Annotated in this window: 18 protein-coding genes; 11 read left to right on the top strand and 7 right to left on the bottom strand. The window is 65.4% G+C overall.

The window, feature by feature from the left end; all coding sequences use genetic code 11:
* Positions 1–141 precede the first annotated feature (141 nt).
* From ABG82_RS16225 to ABG82_RS16215, 3 genes are read left to right on the top strand one after another with little or no spacing between them, the layout of a single operon-like run.
* Positions 142–672 carry a hypothetical protein gene (locus ABG82_RS16225; protein ID WP_043077996.1) on the top strand — a complete coding sequence of 177 codons (531 nt, stop codon included), beginning with the start codon at positions 142–144 and terminating at the stop codon, positions 670–672.
* A gap of 4 nt (positions 673–676) precedes the next feature.
* The gene (gene miaB / locus ABG82_RS16220) at positions 677–2,200 is read left to right on the top strand and encodes a tRNA (N6-isopentenyl adenosine(37)-C2)-methylthiotransferase MiaB (RefSeq protein WP_043077995.1); all 1,524 of its coding nucleotides are present in this window, start codon (positions 677–679) and stop codon (positions 2,198–2,200) included.
* Complete coding sequence (locus ABG82_RS16215) at positions 2,197–2,793, top strand: Rv2732c family membrane protein (RefSeq protein WP_043077994.1); 597 nt, start codon at positions 2,197–2,199, stop codon at positions 2,791–2,793. Before miaB ends, ABG82_RS16215 begins: the two co-directional genes overlap by 4 nt.
* 9 nt (positions 2,794–2,802) lie before the next feature.
* Here the strand turns inward: ABG82_RS16215 and ABG82_RS16210 are convergent, their stop codons facing one another.
* The gene (locus ABG82_RS16210; RefSeq protein ID WP_078343248.1) at positions 2,803–4,149 is read right to left on the bottom strand and encodes a DUF349 domain-containing protein; all 1,347 of its coding nucleotides are present in this window, start codon (positions 4,147–4,149) and stop codon (positions 2,803–2,805) included.
* Between the two features lie 176 nt (positions 4,150–4,325).
* On the opposite strand from ABG82_RS16210, the gene ABG82_RS16205 reads away from it, so the two are divergent.
* Genes ABG82_RS16205 through hflX form a run of 4 tightly spaced genes read left to right on the top strand, consistent with a single transcriptional unit; the run spans position 4,326 to position 8,269 of the window.
* Entirely contained in the window at positions 4,326–4,997 is a 672-nt protein-coding gene (locus ABG82_RS16205) for a class III extradiol ring-cleavage dioxygenase family protein (RefSeq protein WP_043077993.1), read from the top strand.
* Positions 4,994–5,935, top strand: coding sequence for a tRNA (adenosine(37)-N6)-dimethylallyltransferase MiaA (gene miaA / locus ABG82_RS16200; protein ID WP_043077992.1), 942 nt, complete (start codon positions 4,994–4,996; stop codon positions 5,933–5,935). Before ABG82_RS16205 ends, miaA begins: the two co-directional genes overlap by 4 nt.
* A complete protein-coding gene (dapF, locus tag ABG82_RS16195; protein ID WP_043077991.1) occupies positions 5,932–6,816 on the top strand; it encodes a diaminopimelate epimerase in 885 nt (294 codons plus the stop codon). Before miaA ends, dapF begins: the two co-directional genes overlap by 4 nt.
* Positions 6,817–6,865: 49 nt before the next feature.
* The gene (gene hflX / locus ABG82_RS16190; RefSeq protein WP_043077990.1) at positions 6,866–8,269 is read left to right on the top strand and encodes a GTPase HflX; all 1,404 of its coding nucleotides are present in this window, start codon (positions 6,866–6,868) and stop codon (positions 8,267–8,269) included.
* Between the two features lie 10 nt (positions 8,270–8,279).
* Here the strand turns inward: hflX and ABG82_RS16185 are convergent, their stop codons facing one another.
* A complete protein-coding gene (locus tag ABG82_RS16185) occupies positions 8,280–10,583 on the bottom strand; it encodes a molybdopterin-dependent oxidoreductase (RefSeq protein WP_043077989.1) in 2,304 nt (767 codons plus the stop codon).
* Between the two features lie 110 nt (positions 10,584–10,693).
* Between ABG82_RS16185 and ABG82_RS16180 the strand changes: the two genes are divergently transcribed.
* On the top strand, positions 10,694–11,848 hold the full coding sequence (locus tag ABG82_RS16180) for an acyl-CoA dehydrogenase family protein (RefSeq protein ID WP_043078099.1): 1,155 nt from the start codon (positions 10,694–10,696) through the stop codon (positions 11,846–11,848).
* Between the two features lie 6 nt (positions 11,849–11,854).
* On the top strand, positions 11,855–12,388 hold the full coding sequence (locus ABG82_RS16175; protein WP_043077988.1) for a GNAT family N-acetyltransferase: 534 nt from the start codon (positions 11,855–11,857) through the stop codon (positions 12,386–12,388).
* On the opposite strand, the gene lexA is transcribed toward ABG82_RS16175, so the two are convergent.
* Positions 12,385–13,059 (bottom strand): transcriptional repressor LexA, encoded by a 675-nt coding sequence (lexA, locus tag ABG82_RS16170; protein WP_043077987.1) that lies wholly within the window; start codon positions 13,057–13,059, stop codon positions 12,385–12,387. The two genes, ABG82_RS16175 and lexA, sit on opposite strands and share 4 nt — an antisense overlap.
* A gap of 229 nt (positions 13,060–13,288) precedes the next feature.
* Between lexA and ABG82_RS16165 the strand changes: the two genes are divergently transcribed.
* The gene (locus ABG82_RS16165; RefSeq protein ID WP_062826719.1) at positions 13,289–13,801 is read left to right on the top strand and encodes a LysM peptidoglycan-binding domain-containing protein; all 513 of its coding nucleotides are present in this window, start codon (positions 13,289–13,291) and stop codon (positions 13,799–13,801) included.
* A 130-nt stretch (positions 13,802–13,931) separates the two neighbouring features.
* Positions 13,932–14,396: a transcriptional regulator NrdR gene (nrdR, locus tag ABG82_RS16160; RefSeq protein ID WP_043078097.1), complete on the top strand. Its 465-nt coding sequence runs from the start codon at positions 13,932–13,934 to the stop codon at positions 14,394–14,396.
* 15 nt (positions 14,397–14,411) lie between these two features.
* Here the strand turns inward: nrdR and ABG82_RS16155 are convergent, their stop codons facing one another.
* The 4 genes from ABG82_RS16155 to sthA all read right to left on the bottom strand — a co-directional run bounded on the left by ABG82_RS16155 (position 14,412) and on the right by sthA (position 18,862).
* On the bottom strand, positions 14,412–15,095 hold the full coding sequence (locus ABG82_RS16155) for a PhzF family phenazine biosynthesis protein (protein WP_043077986.1): 684 nt from the start codon (positions 15,093–15,095) through the stop codon (positions 14,412–14,414).
* A gap of 82 nt (positions 15,096–15,177) precedes the next feature.
* On the bottom strand, positions 15,178–16,260 hold the full coding sequence (locus ABG82_RS16150) for an alpha/beta fold hydrolase (protein WP_078343247.1): 1,083 nt from the start codon (positions 16,258–16,260) through the stop codon (positions 15,178–15,180).
* A gap of 54 nt (positions 16,261–16,314) precedes the next feature.
* Positions 16,315–17,307, bottom strand: a complete 993-nt coding sequence (locus ABG82_RS16145; RefSeq protein ID WP_043077985.1) for a proteasome assembly chaperone family protein — start codon at positions 17,305–17,307, stop codon at positions 16,315–16,317.
* A 136-nt stretch (positions 17,308–17,443) separates the two neighbouring features.
* Positions 17,444–18,862 (bottom strand): Si-specific NAD(P)(+) transhydrogenase, encoded by a 1,419-nt coding sequence (gene sthA / locus ABG82_RS16140; RefSeq protein WP_179948707.1) that lies wholly within the window; start codon positions 18,860–18,862, stop codon positions 17,444–17,446.
* Between the last annotated feature and the right edge of the window lie 104 nt (positions 18,863–18,966).

Below are 18,966 nucleotides of genomic sequence, written 5' to 3'. Positions count from 1 at the left end.
TGTCGGTACTCACCGGCATGGTCAGACAATACGGGTTCCTCACACTTTTGCAGTCTGGAACCAGTGGGTCCGCGCATCCACCGATGAACGATCAGATGTTCCGCGTGGCGGGTTGCAGCAAACTTCTGTAATACTGGGTCCATGCGGGTGTGGCGACAATCTTCCCTTGATGTCCCGCGAATCAAGGCGCTCGCGAGAGTTATCGCCGCTGTGCTGTTCATCACGTCTTTCCCGGTCGCAGCGGCCAATGGGGCAACTCCTGAGGGCTGGATAATGGCCAGCCTCGGGCTGATGCTCGGATCGTTGCTGCTGCCCAGCTCGCTAATGCGTTTGGCCACGTCGTCGAGTGGCCTGGCTGTCGGCAGAACCCACCCGGGGCGGTACTTGCGCGAGAGCGAGACCCCGGAGCGACCGCAGCCCCGGCGGGATATCGCGTTCGCGATCGTCTCTGTGCTGATCTGCGTCATCGTCCTGGTGGCGCTGTGCGAGCCATTGCTGGAACCCGCGGTGCCCGGTGTGTGGTTCGGGGCGGGCTGGTTGGCGTGGATAGGCGTCAGCACCGTCTGCGGCCTCGACGATTGGTGGCGGGGCTGGCGCGCACGGGGTGCGGGCGTGGTGAAACGCGTCGTCAATCGGCACGGAAAACCGGCCGGGCGCGGGCACGTACCATAAGCCGGTGACCAGTACCGCGACTTCCGAGCAGTTGGCGGTCCGGACGTACCAGGTCCGCACCTACGGCTGCCAGATGAATGTGCACGACTCCGAGCGGGTGTCGGGTCTGCTGGATGCGGCCGGATACGTCAAGGCTCCTGAGGGCACCGACGCCGACATTGTCATCTTCAACACGTGTGCGGTGCGTGAGAACGCCGACAACAAGCTGTACGGCAACATCAGCCACCTCGCACCACGCAAGGCTGCCAACCCGAACATGCAGATCGCCGTCGGTGGATGCCTTGCGCAGAAGGACCGCGAGGGCATGCTCACCAAGGCGCCCTGGGTCGACGTCGTGTTCGGCACGCACAACATCGGCTCGCTGCCCGCGCTGCTGGAGCGCGCACGCCACAACAACGAGGCTCAGGTCGAGATCGTCGAGGCCCTCGAGCACTTTCCGTCGGCACTGCCGGCGACCCGCGAATCGGCCTATGCCGCATGGGTGTCGATCTCCGTGGGCTGCAACAACACCTGCACTTTCTGCATCGTTCCCTCCTTGCGGGGCAAGGAGATCGACCGTCGGCCGGGTGACATCCTCGGTGAGGTGCAGGCGCTGGTAGACCAGGGCGTGCTCGAGGTCACGCTGCTCGGCCAGAACGTCAACGCCTACGGCATCAACTTCGCCGATCCCGATATCCCCAGGGACCGTGGCGCTTTCGCGGACCTGCTGCGGGCCTGCGGTCGCATCGAGGGGCTGGAACGGGTGCGGTTCACCTCGCCGCACCCCGCCGAGTTCACCGACGACGTCATCGAGGCGATGGCGCAAACCCCCAACGTCTGTCCTCAGCTGCACATGCCGCTGCAATCGGGTTCCGACCGCGTCCTCAAGGCGATGCGCCGCTCTTATCGGTCCGAGCGCTTCCTGTCGATCATCGACAAGGTGCGATCGGCGATGCCGCACGCGGCGATCACCACCGACATCATCGTCGGATTCCCGGGCGAGACCGAAGAGGACTTCCAGCAGACGCTCGAGGTGGTGGCTCGCGCACGCTTTTCCAGTGCCTTCACCTTCCAGTACTCGATCCGGCCGGGCACCCCGGCTGCGGAGCTTCCCGATCAACTGCCGAAAGCTGTTGTGCAGGAACGTTATGACCGGCTCATCGCGCTGCAGGAATCCATCACGCTTGCGGAGAATCAGAAGCAGATCGGTCGCATGATCGAAGTGCTGATCGCCACCGGAGAGGGACGTAAGGACGGCGAGACCGCCCGGATGAGCGGGCGTGCCCGGGACGGCCGTCTGGTGCATTTCCGGCCGCACGGCCAGGTGGATGGCGTCTTGCGGCCCGGCGATGTGATCACCGTCGACGTCACCGGTGCCGCGCCACACCACTTGGTCGCCGACGGGGGAGTGCTGAGCCACCGGCGTACCCGCGCTGGTGATGCGCACGAAGCCGGCAAGAAGCCCAGTACGCCGGGCATTGGCTTGGGAATGCCCGGAATCGGGGCCCCGAAGACGGAGCGGATTGAGGTTGCAGGGTGCGGGCTATGAGTGACCCGGAATCGGGCAAAGAAGACGCCGAGTTCGAGGAATTCCGCAGGGATATCGACGCGGCCGAAAAGAAGGTCGCCGGCGAAATCGATCCGGGTGCCCGCGCCATGGTGGTCGCGGTCCTGGTCTTCGCGCTGCTGTTGACCTTCGTGCTTCCGCACACCGGCCACGCCAGGGGCTTCGACGTTCTGGTCAACGGGGCGATCGCCGACCAGGAATCCGTGCGGGTGCCGTCCCGGATCTTTGTGTGGCTGGCGATGATCTTCGGAGTCGGGTTCTCCATGCTGGCGCTGCTCACGCGCCGTTGGGTGTTGTCCTGGATCGCGCTGGCGGGCTCATTTGTCGCCAGCGTCATCGGCATGTTGGCGATCTGGACGCGTCAGACCGCGGGAACGGGACACCCCGGCCCAGGGATCGGGCTGGTGATCGCCTGGGTTGCCGTCATTCTGCTGACGTTCCATTGGGCTCGCGTGGTGTGGTCACGCACCGCGGTGCAGCTGGCAGCCGAGCAGGAGCGCCGCGAGGCCGCCCAGCGCGATCAGCGCACCTTCCTCGACGACGCCTTCGAGGACGACGAGGACCGCGACAAGTAGGACGGATCGCTAGCGCGATCGGCTCTTGACCGCCGCCACCGCGGCATCGGCCCATTCCTGCCACTGCTTGGCGCTGGCCCGAGCCTTCTCGGCATCCTTGGTCTTACCGGCGGCCTCCGCCTTGACGGCCTGCTCCTCGAACTGGCGCGCGCGATCGCGGAACTGCTCGGCACGTGCTTCGGCCTCGGGGTCACCCCAGCCGGATTCGCCCGCCTCGCGAACCTTCTTCTCCACCGCGCGCAGCCGTCGTTCGAGATCGGCCTGCTGTTCGCGGGGAACCTTGCCGATGGCGTCCCACTTGTCGCCGATGGTGCGCAACGCCGCCCGGGCACCGTCCACATCGGCATCCGGATCGATCTTTTCGGCCTCCACCAGTAGTGCACGCTTGGCATCCGCATTTGCGGTGAATTCGGCATCACGAGAAGCGGATTCGACATTGCGGGCGGCAAAGAACTTGTCCTGCGCGGCCTTGAAGCGGTGCCAGAGGTTGTCGTCGGTCTCCCGGGGAGCCCGCCCGGCGGCCTTCCAGTCGGTGAGCAGATTGCGGAACGCGGCGGCGGTCGCGCCCCAATCCGTCGAGTCCGACAGCGCCTCGGCCCGCTTGCAGAGCTCTTCTTTCTTCTCGCGGGCACCGGCGCGCTCGCGATCCAGTTCGGCGAAGTGCGCCCCACGCCTGCGATTGAATGTCTCGCGTGCCGACGAGTACCGCTTCCACAGCGCGTCGTCGGTCTTGCGGTCGACACCGTGGATGGACTTCCACTCGTCGAGGATGGCCCGAATCCGGTCTCCGGCGGCCTTCCACTGGGTGGAGTTGGTGGCCAGCTCCTCGGCCTCGGCGGCAAGCTCCTCCTTGCGGGAGATGCTCGCCGAGCGTGCCTCGTCGCGCTGTGCGCGTGCGGCCGCAGCCTGGCTGTCGGCGGATTCCACGAGTGCCGACAGCCGCGCCGTCAGGGAATCCACATCACCGAGCACCGAGGCGGTGGGCAATGTCTCCGCCAGATGTTCGGCAGCGGTCTTGATCTTGCGGGCGTCACCCGACCCGGAACCGAGCCGCAGCTCCAGCAGTTGGATCTCCGTCTCGAGATCTTCGAATCTGCGCCCGAAGTGCGCATATGCCGCGTCGGCATCCCCGGCCTGCCACGATCCGATCTGGCGTTCCCCGGTGCTGGTGATCAGCCATACGGTGCCATCGTCATCTACCCGGCCGAACTTGTGGGGATCAATGTGGTGGGCCGCAGGAGCGGGCGCCGGTGCCGCTGGACGGCGCGGCATCGGATGAGGTTTCGGCCCCGGCCGGGGGACGGGGGCAATGCTCTCTTGCTGTACTGAGAGTTCCGGCTGAGTCTGATCGGACATGAAACCTCTTCCTACAATTGTTGCCGCGCAGCACGGCGCCCTAAGCTCACTACACCGTTCATTCAAACAGGTGTCCTCGCCGCACGGGCGAACATATGCCAGATGATTCCGCGAGGAGGCCGCGATGTCCGAGGTGGATATCGCGTCGGCCACTGCCTTGAAGGCCACTTAACGCTGTGGATCTGTCGATAGCGATCTGCCCCTCGACCCCGCTGTTGGTGCCCGAATTGGGCGGAGAGGCCGCCCAGGAAACCGCTGAGCTGCGTGCGGCCGCGGTGACGGCGGTACGCGGACTGCCCAAGCGGTGGATCGCGGTCGGAGTGGGAGACGGGAGCTACCGCGACGAGGTATCGGGCACCTTCGCCGGGTACGGGGTTGACGTGCGTGTGTCGCTTTCGGACCGGTCCGCCGGGCCGGTCGAACTTCCGCTACCGGTGCTCATCGCCGGCTGGTTACGGGCACGTGTGGGAGCTGACGCGGCCGAGGTGCGGCTCATCGCATCCGGCGACGCCGATGGTGTCCGCCTGGGGCGCGCGTTGCGGAGCGAGATCGAGGCACAGCCGGCGCCCCCCGGCGTGCTCGTCATCGCCGACGGGGCCAACACCTTGACCGATAAGGCGCCCGGCGGACACCGGGCCGACGCCGAGGAGGCGCAGACCGCCCTCGCCGACGCGCTGGCGCACGGAGACGCGGCCTCGTTGCACCACCTACCGGCGGTCATCACCGGGGGCGCCGCCTACCAGGTGCTTGCCGGGCTCGCGGGTACCGACGCCGTCGAGGCCCGGTGCCTGTACCGCGGGGCGCCCTACGGGGTCGGATACTTCGCGGGCACCTGGCGGGTGTCATGACGCGGCCCATCGCCGTCATCGGCCCCACCGCGACCGGCAAGTCGGCGCTCGCCCTGGACCTGGCTGAGCGGTTGGGCGGAGAGATCGTCAACGCCGACGCGATGCAGCTATATCGCGGTATGGATATCGGCACCGCCAAGGTGCCCGAGTCCGAACGGCGGGGGATCGCGCACCACATGCTCGATGTGCTCGACGTGACCGAGACCGCCACCGTCGCCACCTATCAAGAACGGGCCGTCGCGATAATCGGCGACATCCGGGCCCGCGGCCGGGTACCGGTGATCGTCGGCGGGTCGATGATGTATATCCAAGCGCTGCTTGATGATTGGGCTTTTCCGGCGACGGACCCCCAGGTGCGGGCACGGTGGGAGGATCGGCTGGAGCAGATCGGGGTCGCGGCATTGCACGCCGAGCTGGCCGCGCGCGACCCGGCGGCCGCCGCGATCATCTTGCCCACCGACGGGCGCCGCACGGTGCGCGCGCTGGAGGTGATCGAGCTCACCGGTCAACCGTTCGCGGCATCGGCGCCCACTATCGGGCCGCCGCGATGGGGCGCGCTGATTGTCGGATTGGACTGGGAGACCGAGAAACTCGACGCACGGATCGCGCGTCGCACGGATCTGATGTTCGAGCAGGGATTTGTCGCCGAGGTCGAACGTCTGCTGGGTGCCGGTTTACGTGAGGGCGTCACCGCGGCGCGGGCCATTGGATATGCGCAGGTCATCGCCGCGCTGGATGCAGGCGGCGGCGCCGATGAGCTGGCGCGGGCGCGTGAGCTGACCTTCATCGGCACCCGGCGCTATGTTCGCCGGCAACGATCATGGTTCGGTCGCGACCATCGCGTCACCTGGCTGTCGGGTGAGTGCGCGGCGTCCGAGGGGCAGGAGGGACTCGTGGGAGAAATCGAGTCGCGCTGGCGCCTATCCTCGAATACGTGAAGTTCACCAAGGGGCACGGCACCCAGAACGATTTCGTGGTGCTGCCGGATGTCCACGTCAAACGAGACCTGTCGGTGGCCGCCGTCCAGGCGCTGTGTGACCGGCAACGCGGTCTTGGCGCCGACGGCGTGCTGCGTGTCACCACCGTGGGCGCTGCCCTCGAGGGTGGGGTGCTGGCAGAGAAACCCGTCGGGGTGAGCGGCGAAGACTGGTTTATGGACTACCGCAACGCCGACGGCTCGATCGCCGAGATGTGCGGTAACGGTGTGCGGGTGTTCGCGCACTATCTGCGGTCGGTGGGTCTGGAAACCCGTGACGAGTTCGTGGTGGCATCGCTGGCCGGACCGCGACCGGTGCGCATCAATGCCTGGAGTCAGCTTTCCGCCGATGTGACCGTCGACATGGGGCCGGTCAAGGAATTCGGTGCGGGTGCAGCCGTGGTCGGCGGGCGCCGGTTCTCCGGCCTGGCCATCGACGTGGGGAACCCGCATCTGGCCTGCGTGGATGCGGATCTGTCCACCGAGCAGCTGCGCACGCTCGACGTGGGGGCGCCGGTCACGTTCGACGAGCAACTGTTTCCCGAAGGGGTCAACATCGAGGTGCTGACGGCTCCCACGCCGGGTCCGGTCGGCACTGTGCACATGCGGGTGCATGAGCGTGGTGTCGGTGAGACGCGTTCCTGCGGAACGGGAACGGTAGCGGCCGCCTATGCCGCGCTGCGCCATATCGGGCAGCAGGCCGGTGAGATTGTCGTCAACATCCCCGGCGGGCAGGTCCGGGTGACGGTCACCGGCGAATCTAGCTTTCTACGCGGCCCTTCCATGTTGCTGGCCGACGGCGAAATCTCCGATGAATGGTGGGGCGGCATTGGCGCCTGCTGATAATTCGGATGCGTTCGATGAGCCCGAGGTGGGAGCATCGGTAGCCAGTATGCGTACCACCTATGAGACGCCCACCGATGGCGAACTTGCCCTGGAAGACCGCGCCGCACTCAAACGTGTGGCCGGGCTCTCCACCGAACTCGCCGACGTCACCGAGGTCGAGTATCGCCAGCTGCGCCTGGAACGGGTGGTGCTGGTAGGTGTCTGGACCGATGGCACGGCTCAGGAGGCCGACGCCAGCATGGCCGAGCTGGCCGCACTGGCCGAAACCGCCGGCTCTGAGGTGCTTGAAGGATTGATTCAGCGCCGCCAAAAGCCCGACCCGGCAACGTACATCGGCTCCGGCAAGGCGATCGAGCTGCGGGAGATCGTATTGGCGACCGGTGCCGACACCGTCATCTGTGATGGTGAGCTGAGCCCGGCGCAGCTGGTGGCGCTGGAGAAGGCGGTGAAGGTCAAGGTCATCGACCGCACCGCGTTGATCCTGGACATCTTCGCCCAACACGCGACCAGCCGGGAGGGCAAGGCGCAGGTGTCGTTGGCGCAGATGGAGTACATGCTGCCGCGGCTGCGCGGCTGGGGTGAGTCGATGTCCCGGCAGGCCGGTGGCCGTGCCGGTGGTGCCGGTGGTGGTGTGGGTACCCGTGGTCCCGGTGAGACGAAGATCGAGACCGATCGGCGCCGGATCCGCGAGCGCATGTCTAAGCTGCGCCGCGAGATCCGTGAGATGAAGAAGGTCCGTGACACCAAGCGCAGTCGGCGATTGGAAAGCGATGTGCCGTCGATCGCCATCGTCGGTTACACGAACGCCGGTAAATCCAGTCTGCTGAACGCGATCACCGGTGCCGGGGTATTGGTGCAGGACGCACTGTTCGCCACCCTCGAGCCCACGACGCGACGCGGAACCTTCGACGACGGACGCGAATTCGTCATCACCGATACCGTAGGTTTCGTGCGGCACCTGCCCACTCAGCTGGTCGAGGCCTTCCGCTCCACGCTGGAGGAGGTCGCCGATGCCGACCTGCTGGTGCATGTGGTCGATGGCTCCGATGTCGCTCCGCTGGCGCAGATCGAGGCGGTGCGCAAGGTCATCAACGAGGTCGTTGCCGACCATTCGGGCGACACGGCATCCGCATCTCCCGAACTCATGGTGATCAACAAGATCGATGCGGCGGGTGATCTGGCACTGGCGCAGCTGCGCCGCGCGTTGCCCAAGGCATTGTTCGTTTCGGCTCACACCGGGGAGGGTGTGACCAAGTTACGCGAGGCCATCGCCGAAACGGTGCCCCGCGGAGATGTGCGCGTCGATGTGGTGATCCCCTATGAGCGGGGCGATCTGGTGGCACGAATCCACACCGAGGGGCAGGTGCAGTCCGCCGAGCATCTCGCCGACGGCACGCGGGTGATCGGCCGGGTGCCGCAGGCCCTGGCCGCCGCGCTCGCCGAGCTGTAATCGCGCGGCGCTAATCGCTGTCCTGATCGCGCGGAACGAACCGCGGCGGGTTGTGGGCCCGCACCGGAGGTGGCGTTCCCTCGAACCGCTCGATCTGCACCAGGACATGCTGACCGGTGCAGCCCTGCGCCAACGACGAGGTTCCCGAGTCATCGGTCAGCACATTCGGATTGCCATGCGCACAGGGTGAATCCGGGTCAGCGGGATCGATCGGGTCGAACCAGGCGCCGGTAGATAGTTGCACCACCTGACGCCGCAGCCCGTCGTCGAGAACCGCCCCGGCCAGGCAGGCGCCGCGATCGTTGAACACCCGCACCACATCGCCGTCGGCAATGCCGCGCGAAGCGGCGTCGTCCGGATGTATACGCAGGGGCTCGCGTCCGCGCACCTTCGATCGTTGGCTGGTGCCGCCGAAATCGAGCTGGCTGTGCAGCCGGGTACGCGGCTGGTTGGCGATCAGATGTAGCGGAAACGTTTGCGCGCGCTGCCCGCCCAGCCATTCGGTGGGCTCATACCAGCGCGGGTGGCCGCCGCAGTCGGCATATCCGAATCCGTCGATGGTTTGCGAGAAGATCTCGATGCGCCCGCTGGGAGTATGCAACGGGTGCGCCGTGGGGTTCTCGCGGAAGTCCGAGAGCAGCGTCAAACCGGGATTGGTGGGCAGCCGCAGGTAGCCGAGGTCCCAGAACTCGTCGAAGCAAGGCACCGGGAAATCCAGGGTGCCGGCCCATTCGGCGTAGATATGGCGTAACCACTGGGCGGCCGTGCGTCCCTCGCTGAACTGCTCGCCAAAGCCGAGTCTGTCGGCGAGCGCGGTGAATGTGGTGTAGTCATCGCGGGAGTTGGCATACGGCGGTGCCACGGCTTTCATCGCCACCAAGAGTGGATCATTGCGGCTGCCGGAGAAGTCGTCGCGTTCCAGGCTGGTCGTGGACGGCACCACGATATCGGCGTGCTTGGCCATCGCCGTCCACACCGGATCGTGCACCACCACGGTGTCGACTCGGGCCAGTGCACGGCGCAGCCTCGGCAGATTCTGGTGGTGATGGAACGGATTCCCGCCCGCCCAATAGACGCATTTGATATCGGGCAGGGTGAGTGTCTGGCCGTTGTAGGTCAGCGTCTCGCCGGGCCGCAGTAGCAGCTCGCTGATGGCTGCCACCGGGATGAACGTCTCGACCGGGTTGGGGCCCTGCGGGAAGACGGGCAGCGGGCAGCTCACCGGAGCCAGCCCTGGCTCGTTCATCGAGCCGTAACCGTGGCCGAAACCGCCTCCGGGCAAGCCGATCTGGCCGAGCATCGCGGCCAGGGTGAGTCCCATCCAGGGTGCCTGCTCGCCGTGACGAACCCGCTGCAGCGACCAGCTGATCGTCACCAGGGTGCGCCCCGATGCCATCCGACGGGCCAGCGTGCGCAGCTCGCCGGCATCCACCGCGCTGATGGTCTGGGCCCATTCGGGGCTTTTGGGCACACCATCGTCGGTACCCAACAGGTAGCGTTCGAATCGCTCGTAACCGGTGCAGTAGGTGCGTAGGAAGGTCAAGTCCGCCAGGCCCTCGGTCGCCAACACATGTGCCAGTGCGAGCATGATCGCGACGTCGGTTCCGGGAACCGGTGCGTGCCATTCGCATTCGCCATCGATATCGTCGCGTAGCGGACTGAAGGAAACGATGCGCCCGCCGCGGTCGCGGAACCTGTTGAGGGCGTCGCGTGCCGGGTGGGCGGTGGTGCCGCCGTGATTCACGCCCGTGTTCTTCAGCGCGATTCCGCCGAATGAGACCAGCAGGTCGGTGTTTTCGACGATGACATCCCAGGACGTGGACCTCTTGAACAGTCCGTCGTGGGTTCCGATGACATGCGGCATGATGACGCCGGTCGCGCCGAGGCTGTAGGAATGGCGCGAAAAGGTATATCCACCAAGAAGTTTGAGAAACCGGTGGACCTGGCTCTGGGCGTGGTGGAAACGTCCGGCGCTGGCCCAGCCGTACGAGCCGCCGTAGATGGCTTCATTGCCATGAGTGTCGACGACGCGGCGCAGTTCATCGCCCAGCACTTCGGTCAACTCATCCCAGGACACCTCGACGTACTCGTCGGCGCCGCGCTTCGTACTGGGGCCGGGACCGTCGCGTAACCAGCCGCGGCGTATGGATGGCGCGGTAACCCGGGCCTGATGCCGGAGGGAGCCGGGAATGTTGTGCAGCAGCGGGGAAGGATCGGTGTCTGTGCCCAAGGGGGTGACGCCGATCACCTCGCCGTCGCGAACCTCGGGCGTGAACGCACCCCAGTGGGTATGTGAAAGTGCCGGCCTGGTCACCCCGATCAGCCTAGGCTTTCTGTCCGTCGAAACCAGGTAGGCGAGTGCCAACCGACCAGTGGGTTGGTATACATTCTGCCAAGTACGTAAACCCAAACCGGAAGGTGATCATGGCCGGCGCCGTTAAGTTCACACGCACCATTTTCGAACCCGAGCACGAACTGTTCCGCGAGTCGTTCAAGACCTTCCTGGAACGGCACGCCGAGCCTTACCGCGAGGAGTGGGACGAGAACAAGATCGTCGACCGCTCGCTGTGGGTCGAGGCCGGCAAACAGGGCTTCTTGGGCACCGATATGCCCGAGGAGTTCGGTGGCGGTGGACTCGTCGATTTCCGCTACAACGCCATCATCGGTGAAGAGATCACCAAGGCCCGTCAGTCGGGTATTGGTTTCACCCTGCACAACGATGTCGCCGGCCCGTACTTCCGGGATCTGGCCAATGACGAGCAGAAGGCCCGCTGGTTCCCGGGATTCTGTTCCGGCGAGCTGATCAGCGCCATCGCCATGACCGAGCCGGGTACCGGCAGCGACCTGCAGGGCATCAAGACCCGCGCGGTCAAGGATGGCGATCATTACATTCTCAATGGCGCGAAGACCTTCATCACCAACGGCATCAACGCCGACCTGGTGATCGTGGTCGCCCAGACCGACCCGGAGAAGGGCGCGCTGGGCTTCTCGCTCATCGTGGTGGAGCGCGGTATGGAGGGCTTCGAGCGCGGCCGCAAGCTCGACAAGATGGGTCTGGACGCTCAGGACACCGCCGAGCTGTCCTTCACCGACGTTCGGGTGCCCGCTGCCAACCTGCTGGGTCAAGAGGGCCAGGGCTTCATCTACCTCATGCAGAACCTGCCGCAGGAACGCATGTCGATCGCGGTCGTCGCGGCCGCGGCGATGGAAACCATGCTCGAGGCGACCATCCAGTACACATCTGAGCGCAAGGCGTTCGGCAAGCCGATCAAGAGCTTCCAGAACAGCCGCTTTGTGCTGGCCGAGCTCGCCACCGACGCCACCATGATCCGGATCATGGTCGACGAATTCATCACGCTGCTCAACAAGAAGGAGCTGAGCGTCGAGCAGGCCGCGATGGCCAAGTGGTACAGCACCGAGAAGCAGGTCCACCTGATCGACCGCTGCCTGCAGCTGCATGGCGGCTACGGCTTCATGCGTGAGTACCCGGTCGCCCGGGCGTACATGGACTCCCGTATCCAGACGATCTACGGCGGAACTACCGAGATCATGAAGGAGATCATCGGGCGTTCGCTCTAGTCGCCCATGCATATTCGTGACGCGACGGCCGCCGACGCGGCCGCGTGCGCGGCGATCTATGCGCCGTACGTGACCGATACGGCCATTTCGTTCGAGGAGGTGCCGCCGTCGGATGCCGTTCTTGCCGAACGCATCCAGACGGCGGCCCACCGCCATGCCTGGCTGGTGGCCGAGGACGGTGGGGATATTCTCGGCTACGCCTATGCGGCGCCGTGGAAATCACGCATGGCCTACCAGTGGGCCTGCGAGGTCAGTGTCTATGTCGATGGCGCGCGGCGGCAGCGCGGCGCGGGACGCCTGCTGTATGCCGCGCTATTGGACCGGCTCCGCGATCTCGGCTACCGCACAGTGCTCGCCGTAGTCGTGACGCCCAATGAAGCGAGCGAAAAGCTACACCTGACAATGGGATTCGAACAGGTCGCGTTGTATCGCCGGATCGGGTACAAGCTGGGCAGCTGGCATGACGTTACGCATTTTCAGTTGTTCTTGACCTCTGCCGACGATTCCTCGGCCCCAGGACCGGCGCCCGCAGGCATTTAGACCTTGCGGATAACCGTGACGACCTTGCCGAGGATGGCGGCGTCGTTACCGGGGATCGGTTCGAAGAGCGGGTTGTGCGGCATCAGCCAGACATGGCCCGCCGTCCGCTTGAATGTCTTGACGGTCGCTTCGCCGTCGATCATCGCGGCCACGATATCGCCGTTGTCGGCGACATTCTGCTGGCGTACCACCACCCAGTCGCCGTCACAGATCGCGGCGTCGATCATCGACTCACCCACCACCTTGAGCAGGAACAGCGATCCCTCGCCGACAAGTTCGCGGGGGAGTGGGAAGACATCCTCGACGGCCTCCTCGGCCAGGATGGGACCACCGGCGGCGATACGTCCGAGAACGGGGACGAACGTCGGTTCCGGCAGGTCGCCGGAGCCGATCACATCGGTGGTGGCCGATGGGGTATGAGAATCATCGAGGCCCCGAACATCAACGGCGCGTGGACGGTTCGGATCACGCCGCAGAAAGCCCTTCTGTTCGAGGGTGCGTAGTTGATGGGCGACCGAGGATGTGGAGGTGAGCCCGACGGCGTCTCCAATTTCGCGGATGCTCGGGGGGTAGCCCCGTTCATTCACCGATGCGCGGATGACCTCCAGGATGGTCCGCTGGCGCTCGGTCAGTGAACCGGTGGCGGGTCCCTTGCTGGGTGTATCGCTCATGGGCCCGAATCTAGACCTGTCGACGACATTTATCAAACATGTGTTCGATGCGTGTCGCGACGCATGCCTGGCGGCCCGCCGATGGGGTGTATCGGTGCTGCTCAGGGCCACTTGTCGGTACCGGATGCTACAAATCGATCACATGTTCGGACATCGAACACATGATCGAGTACATTCGAACATAAGAGCGAACGGGCCGACCGATCGACTGGACAGGAAGGGCATGCAGATGAGCACAAACGTTCTCGCCCCGCCGCGTAGTTCTCACGCTCGCGAGCACGCGCCGCGCGAGTACGCCCCACAGGCGCGCGCCTATAGCGCCCAATACCCGCTGACCCAACGGCGGGCGCTACCGGTGCGCACTGTCGCGTATCGCCGGCCCGCGGGCAGGCCGGTCGCATACCGCGGTAACGGCATCCGCGTCTCGGCGATGCCGCATCGGGTGCATGGTCGCCGCCCGGTGAGCCTGAAGGCCACCATCCTCGTCGCGGTGGGTGCCGCGGTGGCGACGATGTGGCTGCTGATGCTCGGCCAGGTGAGCGCCGCAGGCGTCGGGGGCGCGGGTGTGCCGGAGCGGGTGGCGGTAGTGCAGGTCGCTCCCGGGGAGACCCTGGCAGACGTGGCCTCACGTGTCGCGCCGGAGGCGCCACGGTCGGCCGTGGTGTCCAAGATCCGGGAACTCAATGAACTCGACTCGGCGACAGTGCAAGCCGGTCAGACGCTGGTTTCTCCGGTCGGCTGATCGGCAGCCGGGCGTGACCTTCGGGCGTGCGGGAGCACGGGTATCCTCGACACCGGTCTGGGCGCGTTGCGCGGTGCGTCAACAAACCCAGCTCAACGACATCGAGTCCAGAACCGGCGAAGGAGCAGTGATGCACTGTCCGTTCTGCCGTCATCCTGACTCGCGTGTTGTCGATTCCCGCGAAGCGGACGAAGGCCAGGCGATACGACGCCGGCGATCGTGTCCAGAGTGCGGCCGTCGTTTCACCACCGTCGAGACCGCCGTCTTGGCCGTCGTGAAGCGCAGCGGCGTCACCGAGCCGTTCAGCCGCGACAAGGTCGTCAAGGGTGTACGCCGTGCCTGCCAGGGCCGTGATGTCGATGACGATGCGCTGAATCTGCTTGCCCAGCAGGTCGAGGATGCCGTCCGGGCCGCCGGGTCCCCAGAGATCCCCAGCAATGAGGTGGGTCTGGCCATCCTGGGTCCACTGCGCGACCTGGATGAAGTCGCCTACCTGCGCTTCGCCTCGGTGTACCGGGGGTTCAGCTCCGCCGAGGATTTCGAGCGTGAGATCGCCGCACTGAGGGCCCATCGGGACGCCCCAGCGGGGTCCTGAGCCGTTGGTCGGGTCCTAGTCCAACGTGAGCGGCTGATCGGCGACCACACGGCCACCGATCGTCACCCAGCCCTCGGGGCTCCACTGTGTGAGGATCTGCGACCCCTTGCCCTGATTGATGATCAAGTCACGGCTGAGCAGGTCAGTCATCCGCGCGGCCACTGAGCCGGTCGCCTCGTCCTCGTTGACACCCAGATCGGACGCGAACACCCGGGAACGGACCAGGCTGGCGTCGCGGTCCTGCCACGCCCACACGCAATGCAGCAGTTCGTCCGCGTAGTCGGAGGGGTCGGCGGCCTCCACATCGGCAGGGGAGAGCGCCTCATGGAAATCGGTCTCCGGGGCCCAGTCGGACCGGGCCCGTATCCACGTCCGGTCGTCATAGCTCACCTGCAGCACTCCCGCGGGAACTTGCAGGGTGTTGACCGGAGTGCCACGTTCGCGCAGCCACCACGCCAGCCCCACCGTGGGATGCCCGGCGAAGGCAAGCTCTACTGCCGGAGTGAAAATCCGCAGGTGTGCGGTGTTGGATCCTTCGGCTGGCAGATCGACGAAAACCGTTTCGCTGAACCCCAATCGGGCAGCAACCTGCTGGCGCTCCTCCGGGGCCACGTCGGCGCCGTTGGCGATACCCAAGGGATTGCCGAAGTTGCCCGTTTCGTCGGTGAATACGCGAACAACCGCGACATCAACGCTCATTCTTCGACTCTACGTCCATCGCGTGCCGCGCACACGAGGACCCGTGATCAGGCAATTCTTCGGCAGCGCTTGATTTCTCGGATCAGGTGGCGCTGCGCTCGTCGGTGCCCATGGCATCGAGCACGGCCATACGGGTGCGTGCGGCCCCGCCGATGGCACGTTCGGTGACGCCGGTGCGCAGCAATCGGCGCAGTTCTTTCTCGTCGTACTCGCCGGGTTCGGTGGAAGCGATGAATTGGCGAACGATAGCGATGAATCGCTCGGGATCGTCATGGAAGGGGAAATGCCCGGATTTGTCGAATATCTCCAGCGTCGAACCGGGCATCGCGGCGTGCGCGAGGTGGCCGTGGCTGACCGGGATCACCAGATCGTCACTGCCCCAAATCAGCTGAACAGGAACAGATTCGGTCAAATAACATCGGTCCAGCATGGTCACCACCTGGCCGCGCCAATCCACCACGGCGCGCAGTGTCCGGGTGAACGCGGCCGAGGCCGTGGGTTCGGGGAGGTCAGCGAGTACGCGCAGTACATCGGGGATATCGCGGCCCATTCCCGCCCGCCCGAATGTTGCGCGGGCCACCGCTCCGCCCAGTCGGATCATCGGCATGGCCAACGGCAGCCGCAACAGCCCCAGCGCATCACCGATGAATGGCATGGACGCACAACGCAACACGATGTTGACGTCCTTGGTCACCCCGCCGGGTGCCACCAGAATGAGCCGCTCGACCAGGTGTGGGAACTGATAGGTGAATTGCATCGCCACACCACCACCCAGCGAATGCCCGACAACCGTGACCCGCTCGATGTCCAGCACCGCCAGCAGGTCACGCATGCCGTTCGCATAGGCCGCTACCGAGTAGTCGGCGCGCGGCTTGTCCGACTGTCCATGCCCCAGCAGGTCGGGTGCGATCACGGTGAAGTGCTCGGCGAGCTGCGCGTGCACGCTCTCCCAAGTCGCCGAGTTATCGCCGATCCCGTGGATGAGCAGCAGTACCGGGCCCGATCCCGCGATCCGGAAGGCGCGCCGGTAGCCGTGGATGGTGCGGAAGGCCAGCCGCGGACGCGTCGATGTGTCGTCGGCGGAGGGAGTGCCGCCGTCGTCCTCGACGCCGTCGATGCGCTCGGCATCCGGCACCGGACGCAAGAGCCGCGGTGGAGGATTCATACGAAGTATTTTCACCCGTCGCCGCAAATTTGGCGCGGTGAGCGCATAACCGGGCTAGAGAATCGGGCCTCCCGGCGTCGGACCCGACGGGTCGTCGCCGAACTTGGCCTGTTCGGCGAGGAATCGCTCGAACTCTCCGGCCAGCTCATCGCCGCTGGGCAGTTCCTCGTCCCGGGCCAGCAACGAGCGGTTCTCCTGGGCGGCCACAAAGGCGTCGTACTGGCGTTCCAGCGCCTGCACCACCTGGGCCACTTCCTCGCTGCCTTCGACCTGCTCATTGATCTGATTGCGCACCTTGGCGGCCGCCTCAGTGAGCTCCTGCAGGGGCAGCTCCAGATCGCCGGTCCTGGCGACCTCCTCCAGCAGGCGCTGCGAGGCCTCCGGGTAGTCGGTCTGGGCCAGGTAATGGGGTACATGCACGGCGAAGCCGACCACGTCGTGCCCGTGCTGGGCAAGGCGGAATTCCAGCAGATTGGATGCGCTGCCCGGCACCTGAACCTCATCGATCCAGCCCGGGTGCTCATCAAGGGTCTTGCGATCGTTGCCATGCGCGGTCAAGGTGATCGGGCGGGTGTGCGGAACCGCCATCGGAATAGCACCCAAGCCGATGGTCTTGCGCACACCGAGCTGGTCAGCCAGCAGCCGGATCGCATTGACGAAGCGCTCCCACTTCAGATCCGGCTCAAGTCCAGCCAGCAGCAGAAACGGCGTGCCCTTGGTGTCTTTGAGGGCGTACAAGTTGAGCTCGGGAGTGGCGTACTCGGTGAAGTGATCGCTCTTGAACGTCATCACCGGACGGCGCGATCGGTAGTCCAGCAGATCATCGATCGCGAACGAGGCCACCAGCTCGCTTTCGAGCGTGCTGCGCAGATGCGCCGCGGCCAGCTTCACGGCATGACCCGAATCGGAGAATCCCTGTAGCGCGTGCACGAGCACCGGACCGCGTCCATCAGCAGATGCCAGCTGTGGTCCCGGAAATTCCAGCTCGTACATGCCGCTCTGATCCGGTTTGTACGGCTGTGGCTCTGCGCCCTCATTGCTGGTCATGGCTCGCCTCCCTTCGCGTCCTGGTCCCACCAGTGTCCCTTACCGGTAGGCAAACGGCGAATGTACCTATGGGCTCAACGGCCCAGGCGGGATGCGAATTCCGCGCGGGGACGGTATTCGCCCAGCGCGAAATACCTCAGGCCTTGAACTGGTTCAGCGCGCGGATCTTATTCATCACGTCGAGCGCGGCCACCTTGTACGCCTCCGAGAACGTCGGGTAGTTGAATACCGCGTCCACCAGGTATTCGACCGTTCCGCCGCAGCCCATCACCGCCTGGCCGATGTGCACCAGATCGGTGGCGTCGGACCCGAAGATGTGAACTCCGAGCAGCTTGAGGTTCTCGGTGGACACCAACAGCTTGAGCATGCCGTAGGAATCCCCGGCGATCTGACCGCGCGCCAGCTCGCGATAGCGCGAGACGCCCACCTCATAGGGAATCGCGTTCTTGGTGAGTTCAACCTCGGTGGCGCCCACATAGGACACCTCGGGAATGGAGTAGATACCGATCGGCTGCAGATCGGTCATGCCCTTCGACGGCTCCCCGAAGGCGTGATAGGCCGCCAGGCGTCCCTGATCCATCGAGGTGGCGGCCAGCGCCGGGAATCCGATGACATCGCCCACCGCGTAGATGTGGTCGACCTTGGTCTGGAAGTTCGCGTCGACCCAGATGCGTCCACGATTGTCGGCCTCCAGGCCGGCTCTGGTGAGGTCGAGCTGGTCGGTTTGTCCCTGCCGTCCCGCCGAATACATGACGGTGTCGGCAGGGATCTGCTTGCCGCTGGCCAGGGTGGTCATGGTGCCGGTCTCGTTGACGTCGACGGTGGTGACTTCCTCGCCGAACCGGAACGTCACCGCCAGATCGCGCAGGTGAAAGCGAAGAGCCTCAACAACTTCCGGATCGCAGAAGTCGAGCATCGAGTCGCGCTTCTCTACCACGGTCACCTTGGTGCCGAGGGCGGCGAACATGGACGCGTACTCGATGCCGATCACGCCGGCGCCCACCACCACCATCGACCCGGGGATGAAGCGCAGATTCAGGATGCCGTCCGAGTCCAGCACACGTTTCTCATCGAAGGACACACCATCGGGGCGGGCAGGGTTGGTGCCGGTGGCGATGACGACGTATTCGGCGTGCAAGGTGGTGCGCTCGCCCCGCGAGGGCTCCTCCACGACCACGGTGTGCTCGTCGGTGAATCGCCCGATACCGCTGATCAAATCGATGCGGTTGCGTTGCAGCTGAGCGCGTACCACCTCGATTTCCTTGCGGATGACGTGTTCGGTGCGGGCCAGCAGGTCCTCGGGGGTGATGTTGGCCTTTACCCGATAGCTCGCGCCATACAGCTCGCGCTGATTCATGCCCGTCAGGTAGAGCACCGCCTCGCGCAGTGTCTTGGACGGAATGGTGCCGGTGTTGGTGCAGACACCGCCGAGCATGTTGTCCCGTTCGACGACCGCCACCGACTTGCCGAGCTTGGCCGCGGCGATGGCGGCCTTCTGGCCGCCGGGGCCGGAACCGATGACGACGAGATCGTATTTGGGGGTATCTGCTGCCATGGCTGTACTCATACGCCGATTCACCGAATCGTGCATGCCGTCCGCGTCACGGTCACATGAACAGTTGTCCCCGCGGAATCTCGCGCGCGCCTCCTGGGACCCGG

The sequence above is a fragment of the Mycobacteroides immunogenum genome (genome assembly GCF_001605725.1).
GTDB classification, from domain to species: Bacteria; Actinomycetota; Actinomycetes; order Mycobacteriales; family Mycobacteriaceae; genus Mycobacterium; species Mycobacterium immunogenum.
This window is presented reverse-complemented; position numbering and strand designations above follow the sequence as displayed.